The organism is Agromyces soli (genome assembly GCF_022811605.1).
Classification (GTDB): domain Bacteria; phylum Actinomycetota; class Actinomycetes; order Actinomycetales; family Microbacteriaceae; genus Agromyces; species Agromyces soli.
Window position 1 is genome coordinate 2,585,526 of the sequence record NZ_CP094533.1, and the last position, 21,757, is coordinate 2,607,282.

A 21,757-nucleotide genomic window follows, 5' to 3' on the forward strand; every position below is an offset into this window, starting at 1 on the left:
CCCCTGAACCGTGCCGGCCCCGCCGGCATCCGACCACGGCCCCCGGGTCGAACGAGAACGAGAGAACAGAAGGAACGGACCATGAGGAAAGTAGTGGTGGACACCGACACCGGTGTGGACGACGCCCTCGCGCTGATGCTGCTCGCCGCCGATCCCGAGGTCGAGATCCTCGCGGTGCTGAGCGTCTTCGGCAACTGCCACGGCGACCGCGCCGCCGACAACGCGCGGTACGTGCTCGACACCTGCGGGCGCCAGGACGTGCCCGTCTACCGGGGCTCGGACGTGCCGCTGAAGCAGGAGCTGAAGCTCTCCTCCGGCGTGCACGGCGACGACGGCTTCGGCAACACCGGGCTGCGCCCCGAGACGAGCGTTCCCGCGGAGCCGAACGGCATCCCGATCCTGCTCGACCTCGTCGCCGAGCACGAGGGCGAGATCGACTACCTCGCCCTCGGTCCGCAGACGAATCTCGCGAAGGCGCTCCAGCAGGAGCCGCGGCTGCTCGAGCGGCTGCGCAGCACGACGATCGTCGGCACGTTGGGGCCGGCGCTCTACCACGACACTGAGCCGTGGGCGGACCGCCGCTTCCGCGTCTCGCGCGACCCGAACGTGTCGTTCGACATCGACGCCGCCGAGATCGTCGCGAGCCACGAGGGCAACGTGACCTGGTGCGGCCCGTACGTGACCCGGCAGGCGCTCGTGCCGGAGAACTTCTTCCTCGAGCTCGCCGCCGAGACGAAGTCGCCGCCGGCCGAGCTGATCACCGCGATCAGCCACGACTACGCGGGCTTCTACTCCCGCTCCTACGGGCGTCCGGACACGGCGCGCGTGATGGGGATCAACGACAGCCTTGCGGTCGCGACGCTGCTGCGGCCCGAGCTCGTTGCCGGTGCCGTGCAGCGGCCGCTGCAGACCTTCGAGGACGAGGCGACGGGGGAGCGGTTCCTCGCCGGCGTCCACCCGGTGAAGGACGAGACCCGCCCGATCCACCGGGTGATCTTCGACATGGACTTCGACGGCGTGCTGGAGCTCATCGGGGAGACGCTCCGCCGCCCGCTGCCCTGGCGTTGACCGACAGCGCGAGGCGGCCGAGAAATCCGCTGCGGCCCCTCGCGCAAATCCTATAGCGACCGCTATACTATTTTATTACCGACAACCTCACCCCGCTTCTGCGAAGGTGGCATCGAGCGAAGGAGCTCCCCCCGATGTCGAAACTCCAAGACCCCGCGCCCGCGTCGCGCGCCGAGGCCTCGCCCGTCCGGAAGCCCGGGCACGCCAAGCAGCTGTTCGCCCTCAGCGCGGGTCACGCGCTCGAGTGGTACGACTGGGCGATGTTCGGGCTCCTGTCCGTGTACATCGGACAGGCCTTCTTCCCGGGGGAGAACGCGGTCGCCGCGACCCTGAACTCGCTCGCGGTCTTCGCGGTCGGCTTCGTGGTCCGCCCGATCGGCGGCGTCGTCTTCGGCCTGGTCGCCGACCGGCTCGGCCGCAAGCCCGTCATGGTGGGGGCCGTGGCGGTCACCGCGGCGGCGAGCCTCGTCATCGGCATCCTGCCGACGCACGAGACGCTCGGCATCTGGGCCGGCGTCATCGTGCTGTTCTGCCGCATCATGCAGGGCTTCTCGACGGGCATCGAGGGCTCGCTCGGCGCGGCCTACGGCGTCGAGCTCGTGCCGGACCGCCCGGGCTACGTCGCCGGCTTCATGGCGACGTTCAACAACCTCGGCAACATGCTCGCCCCGCTGACCGCGTTCGTCACGAGCTCGCTGATCGGTCCCGAGGGCATGGCCGAGTACGGCTGGCGCGTGCCGTTCATCCTGGGCGGCCTGCTCGGCTTCATCGTGCTGTGGCTCCGCCGCACCCTGCCGGAGACCCTGCCCGCCGCCTCGAGCGTCGCCGAGGGCAGCCGTGTCACCACCCGTCAGCAGACCGGCGAGGTCTGGAAGGGCGTCCGGAAGTACTGGCTCAGCATCCTCGCCGTCGTCTTCATCGTCGGCGCCATCCAGGCGTACAACTACACCTGGCTCTCGGGCCTGCCGTCGATCGCGACCGGCACCTACGGCGAGGACCCCACGGGCGTCTTCGCGGTGTCCACCTCGCTCGGCGTCATCCTCACCGTCGGCGCCTTCGTGCTCAGCCGCGTGCTCGACAAGTGGGACCTCTCCCGCTGGTTCGTGCTCGGCCGCCTGCTCGCGATCCCGACGATCTTCCTGGTGCTGCTCTACACCGGCAACGGCGTCGGCCCGCTCGCCGGCGTGCTGCTCGGCGGCTCGCTCGTGCTGCTGCTGAACCTCACCATCTTCAGCACCGTCGCGAACCTGATGATCCCGCAGCAGTTCCGCGGCACCGCCGTCGGCCTCGGCTACGGCATCGGCGTCGCACTCTTCGGCGGCACCGCCTCGTACCTGTTCGTGTATCTGCAGAGCATCGGCCTCGGGAACGTGTTCCCGTTCTACGTCGCCACGCTCTGCGCGATCAGCGTCGTGCTCTACCTCGTCGCGAAGCGCAAGAACGGCGTCTTCAAGGGCAAGCAGGCCGACTAGGCATCCGAATCGACCGCGCCGTCGGTCCTCCGCGAACCGCGGGGGCCGGCGGCGTGTTCGTGTGCGGGGACGTCTCGAAGGGCCGGGCGCGCTCAGTGCGCCCGGTGCTCCACCGCGTCGGCCGGGGCTGCGCGCTCGTCGGTGAGCGTGCGGCGCCTGGCCTCCTCGATGTGCGCCCGCATGAGCCGCGCGGCATGCTCCTCGTCGCCGGCCGCGATCGCGTCGTAGATGCCGCGATGCTCGGCCGCCGCTTCGAGGGCGTGCGTGCGGCCGGCCCGGCCGCTCAGCCGGAAACGCTGCAGCTGACTGCCGAGCGCCGCGAAGGCGCGGTGGGTGAACGGGTTGCCGGTCTGCGCGCTGATCAGCGTGTGGAACGACTCGTCGGCGACCCAGCTCGCCTTCAGCGTCTCGGGGTCGGCGAGCTCGCCCGCCCGCTCCATCGTCTCGATGGTCGCGAGCAGCCGGGCCAGGAACTCCGGGTCCGCCTTCGTCGTCGCCTCGCCCGCGAAGCTCGGCTCGAAGAGCAGCCTGGCGTCCATGAGCTGCACGATCTCGGTGGGGGAGAGGAGTGGGGCGACCTCGTACCCCCGGAGCGGGTGCCGCAGCACGAAGCCGGTCGGTTCCAGGCGGGCGAGCGCCTCGCGGATCGGGGTCGCCGACAGGCCCATCTCGCGGGAGAGCGCGCCGATGTTGAGCCGATCGCCGGGCTCCCGCCGCCCGCCGATCATCTGCAGCAGCAGCTCGTCGTAGGCGCGATCGGCGTACGGCACGCGGGTGGACCGCCGTCGCGACGGCGGGACGCGCTCTTCGCTCACTCGGGCTCCTCAGGGGTGGTCGGTCGTGCCTGCTCGAACCTATCGCGTCGCCGGCGCACGGCTCGGGGCCCGCGCCGTAGCGGCGCGGGCCCCGAGATGGTGCGGGCGGGAGCTGGAGGGCTCAGGCCGCCTTCTTGACCTGACCCGAACGCCAGAGCTGCACGAACTCGCGGGTCATCTCGCCGCTCGCCGGCAGGTCCATGTCGGTGTTCGGCTTCGAGCCGTAGCCGAACACGGCGCCGTCGGCGACCTCGGCGTAGGTGGCGGCGTGCTTCGCCGTCATGCCGGAGCCGAGGATGATCGGCGCGTCCGCGATGGCGTCCTTGATCTGGCGCAGGCGGTCGAGGCTCGGCGGCATGCTCGTGTCGTCGCCGGCCAGGATGATGGCGTCGGCGCCGCCGCGGTGCAGCATGTCGGCCGCGATGACCGGCACGGGGCGCTCGACGAGCGGACGCGCGTGCTTGGTCAGGAGGTCCGCGAGCGTGAGGATGTGCTCGCCGCCGATGTGCTTCTTGTAGCGGGCGACGAGGTGCGCCTCGCTGTTGATGATGCCCTGGTCGGTGACCGAGGCGTCGGTGAGGATGTTCAGACGGATGAACTGCGCGTCGACCGCCGCGGCGATGCCGAGGGAAGCCTTCCACGAGTTGCGGAGGATGTTGATGCCGATCGGCAGATCCGTCTGGCGACGCACCTCGCGGGCGACCACGGCGGCCGCCGCGACGGTCTCCGGCTCGATGGTGACGGGGTAGAAGGGATAGTCGTGGAAGTTCTCGACGAGGAGCGCGTCCACGCCGCCCTCGGCGAGCGTGTTCGCGTCCTGCACCGCGCGGTCGATGACGTCGTTCAGGTCGCCCGAGAAGGCGGGGGCACCGGGCAGGGCGTACATGTGCACCATGCCGATGACGGGGGCCTTGCCGCCGAACACGCCGTTGAAGCGGTCGAGGTAGGGGTAGCTCATGGGAGGGCTCCTAGGGGATGGGACGCGGGCGCGGCCGAGCTCGGTCGGGCGACGCTGCGTCGACGGGGTTCGTGCGATCGCCACGAGGGGCGCCGAACGCGGCCGCGAGTGCGGCCCGGAGTGGGAAATGCCTGTCGACCGGCCGTTCCGCTTCCGTTGCTTCAAATAATATTGGATTTGAGGGCGAAGTCAAGCAGTCCTCGTGCGCCGTGCGGGGAGTGGGCGCCCCTCGGCTCGTCCCTGGGCCGAGGTTAGGGTGGGCACATGCGGGGAGCGGGGCGAGGGCGGTGGCAGTGGCGTCGTCCGGGCACCGCACTCCTCGCGGGTGGGGTGGTCCTGCTGCTCGTCGCCTGCGCGCCGAGCGGAGGCGGCCGCGGGTCGGGGGATGCCGAGGCATCCACGCCGTCCGCTGACGGATCGACCGCGCCGGGCGTCGTCCTGCCGCCGGCGGGAGTGGTGCCCGACTATCAGCTCGGCGGGGCGTACGAACCCGCCGAGGGCGTCGGCGTGGTCGCGCGGGACCGCAGCGCCCCTCCCGCGGCGGGTCGGTACTCGATCTGCTACGTCAACGGCTTCCAGACGCAGCCCGGCGAGCTCGAGGAGTGGCCCGCCGAGCTCCTGCTGCAGCGCGACGGCGCCCCCGTGTTCGATCCCGACTGGCCCGACGAGGCGCTGCTCGACCACTCGACGCCGGAGCGTCGCGCCGCGATCGCGGCGCTCGTCGGGCCGTGGATCGCGGGCTGCGCGGAGGCGGGCTACGACGCCGTCGAGTTCGACAATCTCGACAGCTACACGCGCTCGCACGGCGCGCTCACCCTCGACGGCGCGGTCGAGCTCGCCGGGATGCTGGTCGCCGCCGCGCACGCGCTCGGCCTCGCCGCCGGGCAGAAGAACGCCGCCGAGGATGCCGCGGTCCTCCGCGAACGCGCCGGCTTCGACTTCGCGGTGACCGAGGAGTGCGCCGCCTACGAGGAGTGCGGTGCCTACGCGGCGGTCTACGGCGACCGTGTCATCGACATCGAGTACGCGGACGAGCTGCCCGTGCCGTTCGCTGAACTCTGCCGTTCGCCCGACGCGCCGCGCTCGATGGTGCTTCGGGACCGGCAGCTCACGGTGCCGGGGGAGCCGGCGTACGTCTTCGAGACCTGCTGAGCCGCTCGCCGCGGCTCGGCGCGAAGCCGATCACGAGGCCGAGGGCGATGGCCGCCATCCCGAGCCAGGCGCCGGGCGAGGGGAGCGGTGCGCCGAGCGCCGCCGCGATGAGCGCCGCCGCCGGGGCGGCGGTGCCCGCGCACAGTCCGGCCGCGGCGGCGCCCATCCGGCCGACCCCCGTGAACCAGAGCACGAACGCGAGGGCGGTGGCGATCGCGCCGAGGTAGGCGATCGCGGCGAGCGCCGTCGGTGAGGAGAGCACCGCGGGCTCGGGGTGCTCGGTGACCGCGGAGAGCACGCCGAACACGATCGCGGCGACGGCGCACGTCGCGGCCGAATAGCTCCAGGCGCCCATGCGGGGCAGCGCTCGGGCCCCGAACAGGGTGAGGCCGACCTCGCCCGCCACGAGGGCGAGGCCCATCAGCACCCCCAGCGGATCGGCGCGGCCCCACCCGGTCACGGCGATCGCCCCGGCGCTCACGACGATCGCGCCGACGATGAGCCTCGGCGCGGGGCGCCGCCCGGCCGCGAGCGGGGCCGCGAGTGCGAGCACGAGGGGGATGCAGCCGACCGCCGCTCCGAGGAACGCGGGCTCGGCGTGGGCGGTGCCGACGAGCGTCGCGAGATTGAAGCCGACGAGGCCGGTCGCCGCCCCGCCGAGCACCCAGCCCAGATCGCGCAGTCGCGGCAGCACGAGGCGCACCCGGAAGATCCGCGCGAACACCACGATGGCCACGACGGCCACGGCGTAGCGGGCGGACTGCACGGCGAACACGGGCAGCGAGCGGGTCGCGTCGATGACCGCGACACTGCTGCCGAGCAGCGCCATCGCGGCGAGGCCCGGCCAGAGCGCCCACCAGCCTCGTGCGGCGCTGCCGGTCGGAGCGGTGGGATTCGGGGACGTCGTGGTCATGCGAGCGAGCCTGCCCGGTCGAGTGGACCATCGACAGGGGCGATCAATGGTGGATAGATTGGGCCAATGCCGGGCGACGGATTTCTCCTGCTGGACTCGACGGCGGTGCCGCGCGGGCGTCGGGCGGACTGGCTCGCCGCCGAGCTGCGCGCGGCCATCGCGCGCGGCGCCCTGCCGGCGGGGGCGAGACTGCCGGCGAGCCGGGTGCTCGCCGGTGAGCTCGGCTTCGCCAGGAACACCGTCGCCGAGGCCTACCGACGGCTCGCGGAGGAGGCGCTCGTGGTGCCCCGCGTCGGCGTCGGCACCGTGGTCGCCGCCCCGAGCGTGCCGAGTGAGCGGCTCGCGTCGCCGGGCACGGCCGGGGCAGTGCGGCCGGCGCGCGCGCCGCGGTCCGCTGCACCGGAGCCGATCGACCTCGCCGCCGGACTGCCCGAGCTCGCGGCGTTTCCCCGCGCGGCGTGGCTGCGCGCGGAGCGCGAGGTGCTCGCCGAGGCATCCCGGCGCACCCTCGGCTATCAGCACCCGGCCGGCGCGCCGACGCTCCGCGAGGCGCTCGCCGCGTGGCTCGCCCGCTCGCGCGGCGTCGTCGCCGATGCGGACGGCATCGTCGTCACCTCGGGGGTCACCGGAGCGCTCGCGCTGCTCGCGGACGCGCTCCTCGGCGAGGGACACGAGTCGGTGGCGCTCGAGGATCCGGGCGCGACCGGCAATCGTCTGATCCTGGAGTACTGGATGCCCCGGGTCGAACCCGTGCCCGTCGACGCCAACGGCCTCGTGGTCGAGGCGCTCCGGCGGTCCGGTGCGGACGCCGTCCTGGTGACGCCCGCCCACCAGTACCCGAGCGGCGTCGTACTCGCCCCCGATCGGCGACGGGACCTGTTGGCGTGGGCGAGCGAGCGGCGTGACCGCCTCGTCGTCGAGGACGACTACGACGCCGAGTACCGCTACGATCGCCGTCCGGTGCGGGCGCTCCAGCCGCTCGCGCCCGAGCGGGTCGCGTACACCTCGAGCCTCTCGAAGACGCTCGCGCCCGCCCTCCGGCTCGGCTGGCTCGTGCCACCGTCGCGACTGGTCGAACGGATCGTCGAGCGGCGCTGGGCGAGCGGGCTCGGCTCGCCCGCGCTGCCGCAGCTCGCGCTGGCTCGGCTGCTGGACTCGGGGGCCCTCGAACGGCACCTCCGGGCGATGCGCGGGCGGCACCGGCTCCGGCGCGATGCGGCCGTGGCCGCCGTCCGCGCGCAGTTGCCCGGCGTCCGCGTGCACGGCGTCGCCGCCGGCCTGCACCTGCTGCTCCAGCTCCCCGACGAGTGCGATGACCTCGAGGTCGCCGCCGCTGCCCGCGAGCTCGGCGTGCTCGTGCAGCCGCTCAGCGCGCAGCGGCAGCGCCCCGGGCCACCCGGCCTCATCGTGCACTACGCGGCGGAGCATCCGGCTCGCTTCGAGCAGGCGATCGCGACCATCGCCCGGGTGCTCGGCGCGCCGGCGACCGCGCCCGCGCAGTCCCCACTCACGCACCGAAGGGGTCGTTCTGCGACATCCGGTCGGCCGAGTGCGCGGATGGATGCCGGAAGGTGACCCCCTCGGTGCTCGGTCACTGGGCAGGCGGGCAGATGGGGCGGCGGGCAGGCCCGCCGGTGGGACAAGCGGGTGTCGGCCGTCGTCGCTATCGTGGGGGCGTGCCCGCAGAGACCCCCGAGCCGTTCGTCGTCGCCGATGCCGCCGCCTGGCGCGCGTGGCTCGACGCCAACGAGCACGAGTCCGAAGGCGTGTGGCTGCTGCTCGCGAAGAAGGGCACGATCCAGCCCACCTCACTGAGCTACGCCGAGGCCCTCGACGAGGCGCTCTGCAGCGGTTGGATCGACGGGCAGAAGCGCAGCTACGATGCGGCGACCTTCCTGCAGCGCTTCACGCCCAGGCGGCGCGCCTCCCTCTGGTCGCAGCGCAACATCGGACTCGTCGCCCTGCTCACCGAGTCCGGCCGCATGCGCCCCCGCGGGCAGCACGAGATCGACCGCGCGAAGGCCGACGGGCGCTGGGACCGCGCCTACGCCGGTTCGAAGACCGCCGAGGTGTCGCCCGAGCTCCGCGCAGCGCTCGACGCCGAGCCGGCGGCCGCCGAGCTGTTCGCCCGACTGAACGCGACGAACCGCTTCGCCGTGCTGCATCGCATCGCGACTGCGCCGAGCGAGACGAGCCGCCGCAACCGGCTCGAGAAGCTCGTCGGCATGCTGGCTCGAGGAGAGACGCCGTACCCGCAGTAGCGCGCTCCGGGTGGTTCGGAATACCACCGGTCGCAGGCGGATTGGCCGAATGAATCGGCCTTTGCGAGGATGCCTCGCGATGCTAGCCTGACTGCGATCACTTGGGATTCCAAGGTGGAGATGCGCACCGATCCGGGTGATCGAGACCACCGGTCGTCGACGGATCGGTCCGCAGTCGGGACCGACCTCGCTCGTCGAGCCTCACCGCGCCCGCCGCGTGCTCTCGCACGTCGGAGCGGAGCGGGGCGGGGTGAGAGCGATGCGACCGGGTCCCGGACCCGAAGGAAGCTGATGCGGCACCCCCTTTCCCGTGCCCTCGCCGTGGCGCTCACGGCCGTCGCAGCACTCACCGGCGCCGCCGCCCCCGCCGCGGCCGACGGCGGCACGGCTCCGACCGGCCGCGCCGGCATGTCGACCCCCGGCGGCGCGGGCCCCCTGCGAATGACGAGCTCGCCGCCCGTCGGCTACCGCTCCGAGAGCTGTCCGCCCGACGGCGGGATGCCGAACCCCGGCCACGTGCCGACCTTCACCGACGCCAACGTGTCGGTGTTCGTCGGCGGCGACCTCACCGTCACCGGCGACGCCGCCGAGGCGGAAGGGCTGCTCGTCGTCAAAGGCGATGCACGCTTCGACAAGGCGGGCATCTTCAACGTCGGGCGGGTGGGCTTCGGCTCCGGCATCTTCCCGCCCGGCGGGTCGGTCATGCTCGCGGTCGGCGGCGACGGCCTCGTCACCGGCCGCACCACGGTCGACGTCGGCCACGGCGTCGACGACGACTCGGGCTACGGGGGCTCCGTGCGGGGCGGCGGCCTTCTCGACCTCCAAGGCAACGTCGTCACGAACGGCGGCGACATCATGGATGAGCTCGGCGTCGAGGAGGCGCTCGGTCCGTTCGCCGCCTTCGACCGCACCATGGCCCGGGAGTCGGCTTCGCTCGCGAGCCTCGCCCCGACGGGGCGGGCCGAACGCGACGGCAGCGGCATCAGCTTCGAGAGCACCGCACCGAGCGTCGACGGCCTGCAGGTGTTCGAGCTCGACGTCTCCGACATCGATGGGGCGACAACGTTCATCTTCGAGGAGTCGATCCCCGACGAGGCGGCGATCGTCGTCAACGTCCGCGGCAGCGGCGGAGTCGCGATCGCCCCGCTCGCGGTCGGCTACCGCGGCGACCGGGCGGACGTCTACGACTCGCCCGTTTTCGGGGAGGCGGCGTCGCGCATCCTCTACAACTTCACCGACGCGACGAACCTCAGTCTGAGCGGCGGCGGCAACTTCATGGGCTCGATCCTCGCCCCCGCCGCCTCGGCCGACCTCACGGCGAGCACGAACGGGCGCCTCTACCTCGGCGGCGACCTCGTGACGCGCGGCTCGGGCAACGAGCTGCACAACTGGCCGTGGGTCGGGAGGCCGTCGTTCGACTGCCGGTCCGAGCCGCCGGTCGAGCCTGAGCAGGGCACGATCACCCTCGAGAAGGAGTTCGTGGAGCGCGCCCGGCCGGGCGACCAGGTTCGTCTCGTGATCGCCGCGGTGACGGCCCCCGGGGCTGAACTCGCCTCGGCCACCACCGCCGGCGCAGCGCCGGGCCGGCAGGATCGGATCGCCGGACCCGTGCCCGTCGACGGCGGCGAACGAGTGCGGCTCAGCGAACGGAGCACCCGGTCCGGCGGCGAATCCGACTACGACGCACGCTGGTCGTGCATCGACCGCGCGGACGGCAGCGCCGTCGCGAGCGGAAGCGGTCTCGATGCCGACGTCGTCGTCCCTGTCGGCACGGACGTCGTCTGCGTGTTCACGAACACGCCTCTGCCCACGTCGTCGGTCATCGTCGAGAAGCAGGCCTCGCCCGCACCCGGCAGCGTCGTGCACCCGGGCGAGCGAATCGAGTACCGGCTCGTGTTCCGGAACGACGCCGCATCGACCGCCGCGAAGGTCGAGCACACCGATGTCCTCGCCGACGTGCTCGACGACGCGGCGCTGGTTCCCGGCTCGCTCGTCGCCGACGACCCGCTCGAGGCGCGACTCGACGGGGAGCTGCTCCGCATCACCGGCGAGGTGCCGCCGGGCGCGGAGCGGCAGGTCGCGTACGCCGTCGTCGTCCGCGCGGTCGACGAGCTCGGCGACAGCCGGCTCCGCAACCTCATCGTCGAGGGCGCGCCCGATCCCGCGCCCGACTGCGACGAAGCGCTCGACTGCACCGACCATCCGGTGGGCGATGCGGCGTGGACGCTCGACAAGCAGGCCGACCCGGCGACCGGCACCGAGGTCGATCCCGGCACCCAGATCCGCTACGCGGTGACCGCTACCGGTCTGGAGGGCGCCGTCCCCGACGCCGTGATCGTCGACGAGCTCCGCGACGTGTTGCACGCCGCCGACTTCGTCGCGGGCTCGGCGCGACTGGTGCTCGACGACGGGACGGTGGTGGCGGTGGCCGACCCGCAGGACGGCCGCCTGCGCAGCCCGCCCTTCGCGTTGGCCGCGGGTTCGACGGCCGTGCTCGAGTACCGGGTGACCGTGCACGCCGACGCGTGGGCCGAGCGCCTCCGCAACGTCGTGACGGGCGCGGCCTCGACACCGCCCGAGCGCTGCGCCGACGGGCAGGAGTGCAGTACTTCGCACGACACCCCCGCGCCGGTGATCGAGCTGCCGGCGACCGGCGGTGCCGGCACCGCCGGCCTCGTCGCGGCCGGAGCCGCGCTCGCGGCCCTGGCGATGCTCGTCGCCGGTGCGCGACGACTGCGGGGCCGCTGACCGGCAGGCCCCGCCCGGTGGCCCTCACCAGGAGCAACCGCCCGAGACCGACCCAGAAGGAGCACTCCATGTCCAAGCCCACCCGCAGACGACGGTCCGCGGCCGCCCTCGCGCTCGTCGGCGCGATCGCCGCGGTCCTCGCGTTCGGCAGCGCCGCCCACGCGGCGCCGGTCGTCGACATCGACCCGGACGCGACCGCGACGCTGAACGTGCACAAGTTCGTGCAACCGGAGCGCACGGGGTCGCCGGGCGACGGCCGACCGGAGGACACGAGCGGGCTCACCCCGCTCGCCGACGTCGAATTCACCGTCGAACGCGTGGCCGGCATCGACCTGCGCACGAACGAGGGCTGGCAGGAGGCCGCGCGCTTGAGTGCGGACGACGCGGCGGCGCGCGTCGAGCGACCGGGCCGGACCGCCGTGACGGACGCCGCCGGCGATGCCGTGTTCGACGCGCTCCCGCTCGGGCTGTACCTGGTGACCGAGACCCGCGCACCGGCGGGCGTGACCCGGGCGGCGCCGTTCCTCGTGACCCTGCCGCTCACCGACGCCGAGCGCCGCGACACCTGGCGGTACGACGTGCACGTCTACCCGAAGAACGCCGTCACCGGAGCGGAGAAGTCGGTGACCGACGGGTCGGCGGTGGTCGAGGGCGACGACATCGTCTACACGATCGAGGCGGACATCCCGCGCGTCGAGATCATCGACGGCTACAAGGTCGTCGACACCCTGGACGACCGCCTCGCCCACGTCGGCACGACGGTCGAGCTCACGGACGGCACCGCCATCGCCCAGCCCGAGGACTACACCGTGCACTTCGACGCGGCGGGCAACGCCGTCACGGTCGAGTTCACCGAGGCCGGCCGCGCCGTTCTCGCCGCGAGAGCGGGCGAGGCCCGCGTGCTCGTCACGGTCACGGCGCGCGCGACCGCGACGGGCGTGATCGAGAACGAGGCCGTGGTGTATCCGAACCGGCCGAGCTTCGACGTCCGCCCGGGCGAACCGGGCGGACCGATCGTCACCCCGCCCGTGACGACGAAGTGGGGCGCCCTCGTCGTCGAGAAGGTCGATGCCGTCGACCCGGCGCGAACGCTCGCCGGGGCGGTCTTCCGGCTGCACCTCAGCGAGGACGATGCTCGGGCGGGGCGCGATCCGCTCGTCGTCCGCGGGGCGGACCAGTTCACCACGGGCGACGACGGGCGCGTCATCATCGAGGGCCTGCGCTACTCCGACTTCGCCGACGGCGAGCAGCTCGACCCGGGTGATCCGCGCTGGCGGAGCTACTGGCTCGTCGAGACGCGCGCACCGGCCGGCTACGAACTGCTCGCCGCGCCCGTCCGGGTCGAGGTGACGAGCCACGATCCGACCGTCGTCAGCATCACCGTCGCGAACGCCCCGCACGACGCCGGGTTCCGGCTGCCTGCGACCGGCCTCGCCGGCACCGCCGCGATCATCGCAGGCGGCGTGCTGCTGTTCGGCGGGGCGCTCGCGCTCGCCATCGCTCGGCGGCGGCGGCGCCGGCGGATGAGCGCATGACCGGCCTCCGGGTGGCGGAGGCGCCCGCCGCGCGCCGCCGCCCGGAGCCTCCCGGCCGGCCGTCGCGCGGCGGTCGGCGCTGGACCGCGGCGCCGGTGGCGATCGTGGTGGGGGGCGTCGTCGGGCTCGCGCTGCTGCTCTTTCCGATCGCCGCCGACTGGGTCTCGACGATCGGGCACGATCGCGCCATCGCCGGCTACGTCGAGCGCGGGACCGAGCTTCGCGAGAGCGGCCGCGCCGAGCAACTGCTGGCCGCCGCGGAGGCCTACAACCGGGCGCTGCCGGATGGTCCGCTGCGCGACCCGTACTCCGTCGCGGTCGCCGACACCGACGCCGGACCGGAACGCTACCGCGATCAGCTCGACGCGGGAGCCGGCGGCGTGGTGGCGCGCGTCACCGTCCCGAGGCTCGGCATCGACCTGCCGGTCGAACTCGGCGCCGACGAGCAGGTGCTGCGCCGTGGGGCCGGTCACCTGCCGGGCAGCAGCCTCCCCGTCGGGGGAGCCGGCACGCATTCGGTGCTGACCGCCCACACGGGCGCCCCCTACGCGGCGCTGTTCACCCCGCTGCACGAGGCGCGGCCCGGCGAGGTGATCGAGATCGAGGTGCTCGACCGCCGACTCCGCTACCGGGTGACCTCGCTCGAGACGGTGCGTCCCGACGAGACGGCGAGCCTGGCGCGCCGGCCGGGCGAAGACCTGCTGACCCTGCTCACCTGCACCCCGATCGGCGTCAACACGCATCGGCTGCTGGTGCACGCCGAACGGGTGCCGGACGAGGCGCCGCCGCCGATCCCCTCCGGCGCGGTCGCCGAACCTGCCACTGACGACTGGCTGCCGACGGTGCTCGGCGCCTGGTGGATCCCGGCCTTCCTGTTGGGTGCGGCGGGGATGGTGCGACTCGCCCGGCCCGCTCGGTAAGACGGCGACGCATCGAGTTGCGCCGCCGAGGTCGATTGGGCACGCTGAGTATCGTGCCGTCATCCCCGCGCTCCGTGTTCGACCTCCGTTCGCCGAAGCGCGTGGCGATCGTGGCGGTCGCGATGATCGTGCTCCTCGGCGTCGCCGTGCTGCTCGCCCGCTGGCTGCGGACGCTGCCCGAGGTCCAGGGCTTCGTCGAGAGCTACCCGGGCCACAGTCCGCTCCCTGACGGCGCGCCGATCGGCATCCCCGCCTGGCTCGGCTGGCAGCACTTCTTCAACGCGTTCTTCTTGGTGCTGCTCATCCGCACGGGCCTGATCATCCGGTCGAAGGCTCGTCCGCCGGCGTTCTGGACGCGTGACAACACGCGGTGGCCCCGCACGAAGGGCGCCCCGCGCCGCCTCGGCATCTCGGTCTGGCTGCATCTCGTCGTCGACGTCCTCTGGGTCCTGAACGGCCTCGTCTATGTGGTGCTGCTCTTCGCGACGGGGCAGTGGCTGCGCATCGTGCCGACGAGCTGGGACGTCGTGCCCAACTCGATCTCGGTCGTGCTCCAGTACCTCTCGCTCGACTGGCCCGCCGAGAACTCCTGGGTCGCGTACAACGACGCCCAGGTGCTCTCGTACTTCGCGATCGTGTTCGTCGCGGCGCCGCTCGCGGTGCTGACCGGGCTCCGGCTCTCGCCGGTCTGGCCGATGCAGGGGCGGCTCGCCCGAGTGTTCCCCGAGAGGCTCGCCCGGGCCCTGCACTTCCCCGTGATGCTCTTCTTCCTGCTCTTCACGTTCGTGCACGTCGTGCTCGTGCTCGCGACGGGGGCGCTGCGCAATCTCAACCACATGTACGCCTCGCGCGACGCCACCGACTGGGTCGGCTTCGCGATCTTCGCGGCCTCGCTGCTCGCGCTCATCGGCGGGTGGGTCCTCGCCCGTCCGCTGCTGCTCGCGGGGGTGGCGGGCCGCTTCGGGCAGGTCCGACGGATGCCTCCGCCGCCTGCCCCGAAGCCGGCGCCGCCGCGGGACTGATCGCAGCCGCCGGGTGCGGCCCGGCGGGTGCGGCCCGCCGGACTCGGCCCGGCGGTCTCAGCCCGCCGCGTCGATCTCCGCCACGATCGCGGTGAAGCCGCGCTGCTCCGCGAGTCGGCGGGGCAGCACGCCGTCGCCGTCGGGCAGGCCCGGGTCGGCGCCGCCGGCGAGCAGCAGCCGTACGGTCTCGACGTGCGCCGGGCCGCCTGAGCCGAGCACGATCGCCTCGTGCAGGGCGGTCCAGTCGAGCCGGTTCACGTGGTTCACCGGCACGCCCGCGTCGAGCAGGATGCGCACGGTCTCGACGTGCGCGTGCTCGCTCGCCGGGATGAGCGCGGTGCCGCCGTAGCGGTTGGTGCTCGCGACGTCCGCGCCGTGCTCGAGGGTGAGGCGGAGGATGTCGTTCAGCCCCTCAGCGCCGGCGTAGAGGAAGGCGGAGTCCTCGATCGCGTCCTTCGCGTTCGGGTCGGCGCCCGCCTCGAGCAGCGCACGGGCGAGGTCCGCGCGCGCGGCGCGGGTCGCCGTGACGAGCACGGGGCGCGCGTCGGCGTCGCGGGCGTTCGCATCGGCGCCCTGCTCGAGCGCGCGCTGCACCTCGGCGAGGTCGCCCGCGGCGGTCGCCGTCACGAGCAGGGCGGTCGCCTCGGCGGGCGGCATGGTCGGGGTCGCGGGCATGGTGGTGGCCTCCTCGGTGGGTGCAGCGCTGACGGCGGGCGGGGGAGTCGTGGGTGCCGGGGCCGGGGCGGCGCAGCCGGCGAGGCAGAGGGCGGCCGCCGCAGTGAGGGCCCCGACGAAGGAGCGCCGGGGTGCGGCGCGCCCCGAGCCGCCGGGTCGGCGGCTCATCCGAGCGCCCCTGCGACGAGCTGGAGCCCGTCGGCGACGACGCGGCCCCGATGGATGACGGTGCGGTCGCGACCGCGGTCCATGACCGCGCTCGTCGGCGTCTCGCCGTCGACGAGCACGAGCTCGGCCGGGTCGCCGACGGCGACACCGGGCCGATCCGCGATCCCGGCGAGCCGGGGCGACGTGCGATCGAGCACGGCCGCGCCGCCCGCCGTTGCCACCGCCAGGCAGTGCTCGACGTGCTCGTCGCGCCGGAAGCCGTTGGTGAAGGCGAGCTGCCAGGTGCGGTCGAGGAGGTCGCAGTTGCCGTACGGGCTCCAGTAGTCTCGCTGGCCGTCCTCGCCGAGTCCGACGCGCACGCCGGCCTCGGAGAGCGCGAGCAGCGGCAGCTGCGTGCGCACCGCCGGCGCGACGGTGGCCATCGCCACGTCGAGCTCCGCGATCTCGTCGACGAGTCGCCGCGTCACTGCCTCGGAGACGTCGCCGAGGCCGTACGCGTGCGACAGCGTGACCAGCCCCTGCATGCCGAGCGCGCGGATGCGCTCGAGCACGAGTTCGGTGCTGAAGACACCGAGCTCGCCGGGCTCGTGCAGGTGGATGTCGATTTCGACCTGGTACTTCTCCGCGAGCCCGAACACGAGATCGAGGTGCTTCGCCGGATCGCGGTCGAGCTGGCTGGGGTCGATGCCGCCGACCACATCGGCGCCGGCGCGCAGCGCCTCCTCGAGGATCTCGACCGAGCCGGGCTCGCGCAGCAGTCCCGCCTGGGGGAAGGCGATGATCCGGACCTCGGCGGCCTCTCGGTATCGTTCGGCGGCGGCGTGGACGGCGTCGAAGCGCTCCAGCCCGCAGTCGACGTCGACCTGCGCGTAGCTGCGCACACGCGTGGTGCCGTGGGCGATCATGCGCTCCAGGGTGCCGGCAACCCGCTCGGGCAGCGGCACCTCGGCGTCGCGCCAGTTTCGCCGGTCGTTCAGCATCATCTCCCAGACGCCCGGTCCGCCGGAGTGCGGGCGGAAGGGCAGGCCGATCCGAGTGGAGTCGAGGTGCACGTGCACATCGCTGAACGCGGGCAGCAGCAGTCGTCCACGACCCTCGACGTCGTCGTCCCGGCGAGGACGTCGGCGGTCGTGCGGTGCGATCGCGACGATCCGGCCGTCATCGATGGTGACGTCGGCGGACGGGCCGCCCCAGGGGCGGACATCGGTGAGCCTCATCGGCTGGACCTCCTCGTGGTGGCCTGGTGGGGGGTGGCGGTGGGAACGCCGCCGTTCGCGAGTGCGGCGCGCGGGACGGGGCGCCCGGCGACGAGGCCGAAGGCGAACTGGGCGCCGACGACGAGCACGAGTCCGCCGACGAGCGGGGTCCAGGGCACGCCGGCCGAGGACAGCATCCCCAGCAGCAGCGGGCCGAGCGCCGCGACCGCGTAGCCGACTCCCTGGGCGACGGCGGAGAACGCCGAGGTGCGGGCGAGGTCCGGTGCGCGGGAGACGATCAGTCCCACCGCGAGGCCGAACGCGGCGCTCTGCGCCACCCCGAGCACGGCGACGAAGAGCGGGGCGACGACGATGGGCGAGAACGCGAGCCCGAGCACGCCGGCGGCCGAGAGCCCGGAGACGACCGCGATCACGCCGGACTGCGTGCGGAAGCCGGCCGCGATCGTGGGGGCGAGCAGCGCCGCGGGGATTCCGGCGAGGCTCATCCAGGCGAGCAGCAGGCCGGCCTGGGAGGGGGCGAGGCCGCGGTCGATCGCGATCGTTGGCAGCCATGCCGTCAAGGCGAAGTAGATGAGGGCCTGGCTGGCGAAGAACCCGGTGACCGACCACATCCGCGGTGCGCGCAGGATCGAGCCCGTGCTGCTCGTGGCGACCGGTCGCGGGAGCGCCGACGCCGCCCGCGTGAGACGCCCCGACACGGTGCAGGCGAGCACGGCGGCCGCCGCGACCGGCAGCCCCCAGAGTCCGATCGCGATTCCGGAGTCGCCGCCGACCGCCGCCAGGAGCGGGACCGCGAGTGAGGCGCCGAGCGCGGCGCTCGCGCCGAAGGCCGCCGTGTAGACGCCGGACCAGAGCCCGTGCCGCCGGTCGAGGTGGGTGCGGACGAGCTGCGGCGTCAGGATGCCGAGCAGGGAGATCGCCGCCCCGACCACGACGGTGCCCGCGAGCAGGGGTGCCGGGCCGAGCGGGCGCAGCAGCATCGCGACAGTGAGGGCCGCGAGCAGGAGGGCCGCGGCCCGGGCGGCGCCGAGTCGCCGGGCGAGCGGGGGAGCGATCGGAGCGGCGAGGCCGAACAGCAGCACCGGGACGGCGCTGAGCCAGGCGGCACCGGTGGAGCCCAGCGCGAAGTCGTGCTCGAGCTCGGGCAGCAGGGCGGACACGCTCGTGATCGGCGAGCGCACCGAGAGCCCGATGCCGACGACGAGCGCCCCGGCGGCGAGCGGCGCGCCGAGTCCGGCGCGCCGTTCAACCATCGAGCGACTGCTCGCTCTGATCGAGCACGCCGACCGCCGCGGCGGAGGCCGCGTCGACGTCGGCGCGTTCGATCGCCCGGAAGAGCGCCTCGTGCAGGTCCGCGGTGTTCGGGTCGGAGTTGTTGGAGAGGCAGGAATTCGAGGCGACCGAGTGCCGGAGGGAGGCGTCGAAGCTCGTGTAGAGCCCGACGAGCAGGCGGTTGTGGGATGCCGCGGCGACCCCCAGGTGGAACGCGACGTCGTGGTCGGCGAAGGCCTCGGCGTCTTGGGCGCGGATCGCCGCCCGCCGGCCGGCGAGCGCATCGCGGAGCACGGCGAGGTCGACCGCGTCGTGGTTCGTCGCTGCTTCTCGTGCGGCGAGCACGTCGAGCGCCCGTCGAACGGTGAGCACCTCCCGGGCGTCGGCGACGTCGATCGTGCGCCGGAGGGCGACCTCGGTGGGGTCGTCGGCGACGACATAGGTGCCGTCTCCCTGCCGCGTCTCGAGCAGCCCGAGCTGCACGATCGAGCGCACCGCCTCGCGTACGGAGGGACGGCTGACGCCGAGCTGCTCGGTGAGCTCGGCCTCGGTCGGGATGCGTGAGCCGACGGGCCAGGAGCCGGAGGTGATCTCGGTGTGCAGGCGGTCGACGACCGTGTCGACGAGCGAGCGGCGCTGGATGGGTTCCACGATTCCATTCTCTTTCTTCGCGAATGTATGGTTATCATACATCTGACAAATCACCCGGGTGGACGCCACGCGCCGATCCGGTGAGAACGAAGGAGTTCAGCACGGATGTCCGCACCGGTCACGACCCACTCGCCACGAGCCGATCAGCCCAGCGACCACGGCCCCGTCGTCGCTGCCGGGCTGGTCGACGCCCACATCCATCCCGACAAGTCCAGTTGGGGCGGCGCATGGATGTCGCGGGCGGCGGCGGCCGATCTCTCGGAGTTCATCGCCAATGACCTGGCCACCCAGCGCGGCTACACGCGCAGCGTGGAGGAACGGGCGCACGCCCTCCTGCAGTCCGCCCTCGCGAGCGGCACGCTCGCGATGCGCGCCCACGTCGACGTCTCGAGCGAGCTCGGACTGCGCAACGTCGAGGGCGTGCGTGCGGCGGCCGACCGGCTCGCGCCGTGGCTCACGGTCCAGATCGTCGCCTTCCCGCAGTTCGGTCTCCTCACCAACCCGGGCACCGAAGCGGTCATGGCCGCCGCCCTCGGCGCCGGAGCCGATCTCGTCGGCGGCATCGACCCGCTCGGCCTGGAGGGCGACGTCGCCGGCCATCTCGATGCGGTCTTCGGGCTCGCCGCGCGCAGCGGTCGGGACATCGATCTCCACCTGCACGACGGCGGCGAACCCGGCCTGGCCCAGATCCGCGAGATCGCGGAGCGGACGCTCGCCGCGGGCATGCAGGGCCGGGTCACCGTCAGCCACGCGTTCGCCCTCGCGGACGCCTCCGAGCCCCGGCTCGGCGAGACGCTCGACCGCATCGCCGAGGCGGGGATCTGGGTCACGACGTGCGCGCTCGGCGACGACCCCGTGCTCGACCCCGGGCTCCTCGACCGGCACGGTGTGCAGCTCGCCCTCGGCTCCGACGGCGTCCGGGACTCCTGGACCCCGTTCGGCACCGGCAGCATGGTCGATCGCGCCCACCTCCTCGCCTACCGGACGGGCGCCATGACCGACGCCGAGCTCGAGCGCTGCTACCGCGCCGCCTCGATCGACGGCGGGCGCCTCCTCGGCATCCCCGAGATCTCGCTTCCCGTCCAACGCGACTCGCCCACCCGCCTCGAGTTCCCCGGCGAATCGCTCGCCCAGATCGTGGTCGACCGTCCCGCCCCGGCCGCCGCGCTCCGCGACGGCCGCCCCGTCCCCGGTCGCTGATCCGCTCAACGGCCTCCGGCGCCATCCCGCGCATCCGCTCACCCAGACAGTCCGACACACCGACGAAGGAGTTCCCCGTGTCCCGACGCCGCATCACCGTCGCGACGGCCGTCCTGGCCGTCGCCGGCCTCGCGCTCACCGCGTGCACCGCCCAACCCGCCGGCGAGGAGGGCGGCCTCTCGGTCGACCTCACGAACCTCGCCACCACCACCGAGCCCGGCACGCAGGCCGTCGAGCTCGTGAAGTGGAACCTGCCCTACGAGCCGATGTCCCTCGACCCGATGTACACCTTCAACTACGCCGAGAACACCGTCGTCGCGAACCTCTGCGACAGCCTGGTCCGGATGAAGCCCGACCTCAGCACCGAGCCGGGCCTTGCCGCGTCGGTCGAGCAGCCCGACGACACGACGATCGTGTACACCCTGCGTGACGGGGTCGCCTTCTGGGACGGCAGCCCGCTCACCGCCGAGGACGTCGTGTACTCGCTGCAGCGGCAGACGGGGGACACGACGACGAGTTACTTCGCGAGCTACTTCCAGAACGTCGCCTCCATCACCGCCACCGCGGCGAACGAGGTCACGGTGAAGCTCACCCAGCCCGACGTGCTCTTCACCCAGGCGATGGCGACCGCCGCCGGCGCGATCGTCTCGAAGGCCGCGGCGGAGGCGGCCGGCGACGCCTTCGGCACACCGGACGGCGGACTCCAGTGCACCGGCCCGTTCTCGCTCGCCGCCTGGAACTCCGGCAAGAGCATCGAACTCGCCGCGAACCCTGGCTACTGGGACCATGCGATGGTGCCGAAGGCCGCGGGGCTCGAGTTCAGCTTCATCGCCGATGAGTCGACCGCGGTGAACGCCCTGCGCACCGGTGACGTCGACGGGCAGTTCTTCTACCTGCCGCCCGCCGGTCTCACCCAGCTCGAGCAGAGCGACGAGGTGACCACCACCTACGGCAAGTCCCTCGTGTTCTGGACGATGACCACGACGAACTTCGACGGTGGCCTCGGCGACGAACGGATCCGTCAGGCGCTGTCGCTCGCGATCGACCGTGCGGCGCTCACCAAGGTCGTGTTCCAGGGGGCCGGCATCCCCGCGACCACCCTCGCCGGTCCGGACTACTGGGGCTACGAGCGCGAGGCCTTCGAGGAGGCGTTCGGCGAGTTCTCGGCCGAGCCCGACCTCGAGCAGGCGAAGGCGCTCGTCGCGGAGGCCGGCACCGCGGCCCCGATCGTGCTCGCCGTGCAGGGCAGCTCGGCCGTGCACGAGCAGACGGCGAACGTCATCCAGGCCGCAGGGCAGGCGATCGGCCTCGACATCCAGACGAAGGTGATCCCCGTCGAGCAGTTCGGCAACCTCTACTTCGACCCGGCCGCCCGCGAGGGCATCGACGGCTTCTTCACGACGAACTACGGCAGCTTCGCCGACGCGCTCGACGTCTACCAGTTCTTCGCCAGCACCGACAGCCACAACTACACCGGCTGGGACCTCGCCGACGAGCAGCTCTTCGCCGCCCGCGCGGAGACCGACGACGCCGCGCGGGCGGCGTCGGTGATCGAGGCGCAGCAGATCATCACCGAGCAGCTGCCGTGGATCCCGCTCGCCTACGAGCCGGTGACCCTCGTGCAGAACGACCGCATCTCCGGGGCGACCGCCTCGTTCGCGTACCTCTACGCGCCGTGGGCGGCCACGATCGGCGGGGTGGAGTAGCCGG

At 73.1% G+C, this 21,757-nt stretch carries 18 protein-coding genes; 11 read left to right on the forward strand and 7 right to left on the reverse strand.

All coding sequences use genetic code 11. The annotated features are described in order from the left end of the window. The first annotated feature begins 96 nt into the window (after positions 1-96). Positions 97-1,068 carry a nucleoside hydrolase gene (locus tag MTP13_RS12430; RefSeq protein WP_243568059.1) on the forward strand — a complete coding sequence of 324 codons (972 nt, stop codon included), beginning with the start codon at positions 97-99 and terminating at the stop codon, positions 1,066-1,068. A 134-nt stretch (positions 1,069-1,202) separates the two neighbouring features. After that, positions 1,203-2,540 (forward strand): MFS transporter, encoded by a 1,338-nt coding sequence (locus tag MTP13_RS12435; protein WP_243568060.1) that lies wholly within the window; start codon positions 1,203-1,205, stop codon positions 2,538-2,540. Positions 2,541-2,632: 92 nt separating this feature from the next. Here the strand turns inward: MTP13_RS12435 and MTP13_RS12440 are convergent, their stop codons facing one another. Both MTP13_RS12440 and MTP13_RS12445 read right to left on the reverse strand, forming a co-directional pair. After that, complete coding sequence (locus tag MTP13_RS12440; RefSeq protein WP_243568061.1) at positions 2,633-3,355, reverse strand: GntR family transcriptional regulator; 723 nt, start codon at positions 3,353-3,355, stop codon at positions 2,633-2,635. A gap of 121 nt (positions 3,356-3,476) precedes the next feature. Beyond that, on the reverse strand, positions 3,477-4,313 hold the full coding sequence (locus MTP13_RS12445; RefSeq protein ID WP_243568062.1) for a BtpA/SgcQ family protein: 837 nt from the start codon (positions 4,311-4,313) through the stop codon (positions 3,477-3,479). 264 nt (positions 4,314-4,577) lie between these two features. Here MTP13_RS12445 and MTP13_RS12450 point away from each other — a divergent pair, with 264 nt between their 5' ends. Continuing rightward, the gene (locus MTP13_RS12450; protein ID WP_243568063.1) at positions 4,578-5,465 is read left to right on the forward strand and encodes an endo alpha-1,4 polygalactosaminidase; all 888 of its coding nucleotides are present in this window, start codon (positions 4,578-4,580) and stop codon (positions 5,463-5,465) included. Here the strand turns inward: MTP13_RS12450 and MTP13_RS12455 are convergent. Then, complete coding sequence (locus tag MTP13_RS12455) at positions 5,422-6,378, reverse strand: DMT family transporter (RefSeq protein ID WP_243568064.1); 957 nt, start codon at positions 6,376-6,378, stop codon at positions 5,422-5,424. The two genes, MTP13_RS12450 and MTP13_RS12455, sit on opposite strands and share 44 nt — an antisense overlap. Before the next feature lie 66 nt (positions 6,379-6,444). On the opposite strand from MTP13_RS12455, the gene pdxR reads away from it, so the two are divergent. The 6 genes from pdxR to MTP13_RS12485 all read left to right on the forward strand — a co-directional run bounded on the left by pdxR (position 6,445) and on the right by MTP13_RS12485 (position 14,864). Further along, positions 6,445-7,953, forward strand: a complete 1,509-nt coding sequence (gene pdxR / locus MTP13_RS12460) for a MocR-like pyridoxine biosynthesis transcription factor PdxR (protein WP_243568065.1) — start codon at positions 6,445-6,447, stop codon at positions 7,951-7,953. A 101-nt stretch (positions 7,954-8,054) separates the two neighbouring features. Next, on the forward strand, positions 8,055-8,639 hold the full coding sequence (locus MTP13_RS12465; RefSeq protein WP_243568066.1) for a YdeI/OmpD-associated family protein: 585 nt from the start codon (positions 8,055-8,057) through the stop codon (positions 8,637-8,639). Between the two features lie 291 nt (positions 8,640-8,930). Next, on the forward strand, positions 8,931-11,387 hold the full coding sequence (locus MTP13_RS12470) for a choice-of-anchor A family protein (RefSeq protein ID WP_243568067.1): 2,457 nt from the start codon (positions 8,931-8,933) through the stop codon (positions 11,385-11,387). Positions 11,388-11,455: 68 nt separating this feature from the next. Next, entirely contained in the window at positions 11,456-12,922 is a 1,467-nt protein-coding gene (locus tag MTP13_RS12475) for a SpaH/EbpB family LPXTG-anchored major pilin (protein ID WP_243568068.1), read from the forward strand. Continuing rightward, on the forward strand, positions 12,919-13,842 hold the full coding sequence (locus MTP13_RS12480; protein WP_243568069.1) for a class C sortase: 924 nt from the start codon (positions 12,919-12,921) through the stop codon (positions 13,840-13,842). Before MTP13_RS12475 ends, MTP13_RS12480 begins: the two co-directional genes overlap by 4 nt. Positions 13,843-13,895: 53 nt before the next feature. Further along, positions 13,896-14,864: a cytochrome b/b6 domain-containing protein gene (locus MTP13_RS12485; RefSeq protein WP_243568070.1), complete on the forward strand. Its 969-nt coding sequence runs from the start codon at positions 13,896-13,898 to the stop codon at positions 14,862-14,864. Positions 14,865-14,921: 57 nt separating this feature from the next. On the opposite strand, the gene MTP13_RS12490 is transcribed toward MTP13_RS12485, so the two are convergent. Genes MTP13_RS12490 through MTP13_RS12505 form a run of 4 tightly spaced genes read right to left on the reverse strand, consistent with a single transcriptional unit; the run spans position 14,922 to position 18,847 of the window. After that, the gene (locus tag MTP13_RS12490; RefSeq protein ID WP_243568071.1) at positions 14,922-15,707 is read right to left on the reverse strand and encodes an ankyrin repeat domain-containing protein; all 786 of its coding nucleotides are present in this window, start codon (positions 15,705-15,707) and stop codon (positions 14,922-14,924) included. Continuing rightward, on the reverse strand, positions 15,704-16,924 hold the full coding sequence (locus tag MTP13_RS12495) for an amidohydrolase (RefSeq protein WP_243568072.1): 1,221 nt from the start codon (positions 16,922-16,924) through the stop codon (positions 15,704-15,706). The genes MTP13_RS12490 and MTP13_RS12495 overlap by 4 nt, the downstream gene beginning before the upstream one ends. Continuing rightward, positions 16,921-18,177 carry an MFS transporter gene (locus MTP13_RS12500; protein ID WP_243568073.1) on the reverse strand — a complete coding sequence of 419 codons (1,257 nt, stop codon included), beginning with the start codon at positions 18,175-18,177 and terminating at the stop codon, positions 16,921-16,923. The genes MTP13_RS12495 and MTP13_RS12500 overlap by 4 nt, the downstream gene beginning before the upstream one ends. Further along, a complete protein-coding gene (locus MTP13_RS12505; RefSeq protein ID WP_243568074.1) occupies positions 18,170-18,847 on the reverse strand; it encodes a FadR/GntR family transcriptional regulator in 678 nt (225 codons plus the stop codon). The genes MTP13_RS12500 and MTP13_RS12505 overlap by 8 nt, the downstream gene beginning before the upstream one ends. A gap of 105 nt (positions 18,848-18,952) precedes the next feature. Between MTP13_RS12505 and MTP13_RS12510 the strand changes: the two genes are divergently transcribed. Both MTP13_RS12510 and MTP13_RS12515 read left to right on the forward strand, forming a co-directional pair. Beyond that, complete coding sequence (locus MTP13_RS12510; RefSeq protein ID WP_243568075.1) at positions 18,953-20,047, forward strand: amidohydrolase family protein; 1,095 nt, start codon at positions 18,953-18,955, stop codon at positions 20,045-20,047. Positions 20,048-20,124: 77 nt separating this feature from the next. Continuing rightward, positions 20,125-21,753, forward strand: coding sequence for an ABC transporter substrate-binding protein (locus MTP13_RS12515; RefSeq protein WP_243568076.1), 1,629 nt, complete (start codon positions 20,125-20,127; stop codon positions 21,751-21,753). The last annotated feature ends 4 nt before the right edge of the window (positions 21,754-21,757 follow it).

Excerpts from the sequence above, each read along its gene's own strand:
- MTP13_RS12435 (WP_243568060.1), top strand. The coding sequence starts at position 1,203 with ATGTCGAAACTCCAAGACCCCGCGCCCGCGTCGCGCGCCGAGGCCTCG.
- MTP13_RS12445 (WP_243568062.1), bottom strand. The coding sequence starts at position 4,313 with ATGAGCTACCCCTACCTCGACCGCTTCAACGGCGTGTTCGGCGGCAAG.
- MTP13_RS12450 (WP_243568063.1), top strand. The coding sequence starts at position 4,578 with ATGCGGGGAGCGGGGCGAGGGCGGTGGCAGTGGCGTCGTCCGGGCACC.
- MTP13_RS12455 (WP_243568064.1), bottom strand. The coding sequence starts at position 6,378 with ATGACCACGACGTCCCCGAATCCCACCGCTCCGACCGGCAGCGCCGCA.
- pdxR (WP_243568065.1), top strand. The coding sequence starts at position 6,445 with ATGCCGGGCGACGGATTTCTCCTGCTGGACTCGACGGCGGTGCCGCGC.
- MTP13_RS12470 (WP_243568067.1), top strand. The coding sequence starts at position 8,931 with ATGCGGCACCCCCTTTCCCGTGCCCTCGCCGTGGCGCTCACGGCCGTC.
- MTP13_RS12475 (WP_243568068.1), top strand. The coding sequence starts at position 11,456 with ATGTCCAAGCCCACCCGCAGACGACGGTCCGCGGCCGCCCTCGCGCTC.
- MTP13_RS12480 (WP_243568069.1), top strand. The coding sequence starts at position 12,919 with ATGACCGGCCTCCGGGTGGCGGAGGCGCCCGCCGCGCGCCGCCGCCCG.
- MTP13_RS12490 (WP_243568071.1), bottom strand. The coding sequence starts at position 15,707 with ATGAGCCGCCGACCCGGCGGCTCGGGGCGCGCCGCACCCCGGCGCTCC.
- MTP13_RS12495 (WP_243568072.1), bottom strand. The coding sequence starts at position 16,924 with ATGAGGCTCACCGATGTCCGCCCCTGGGGCGGCCCGTCCGCCGACGTC.
- MTP13_RS12500 (WP_243568073.1), bottom strand. The coding sequence starts at position 18,177 with ATGGTTGAACGGCGCGCCGGACTCGGCGCGCCGCTCGCCGCCGGGGCG.
- MTP13_RS12510 (WP_243568075.1), top strand. The coding sequence starts at position 18,953 with ATGTCCGCACCGGTCACGACCCACTCGCCACGAGCCGATCAGCCCAGC.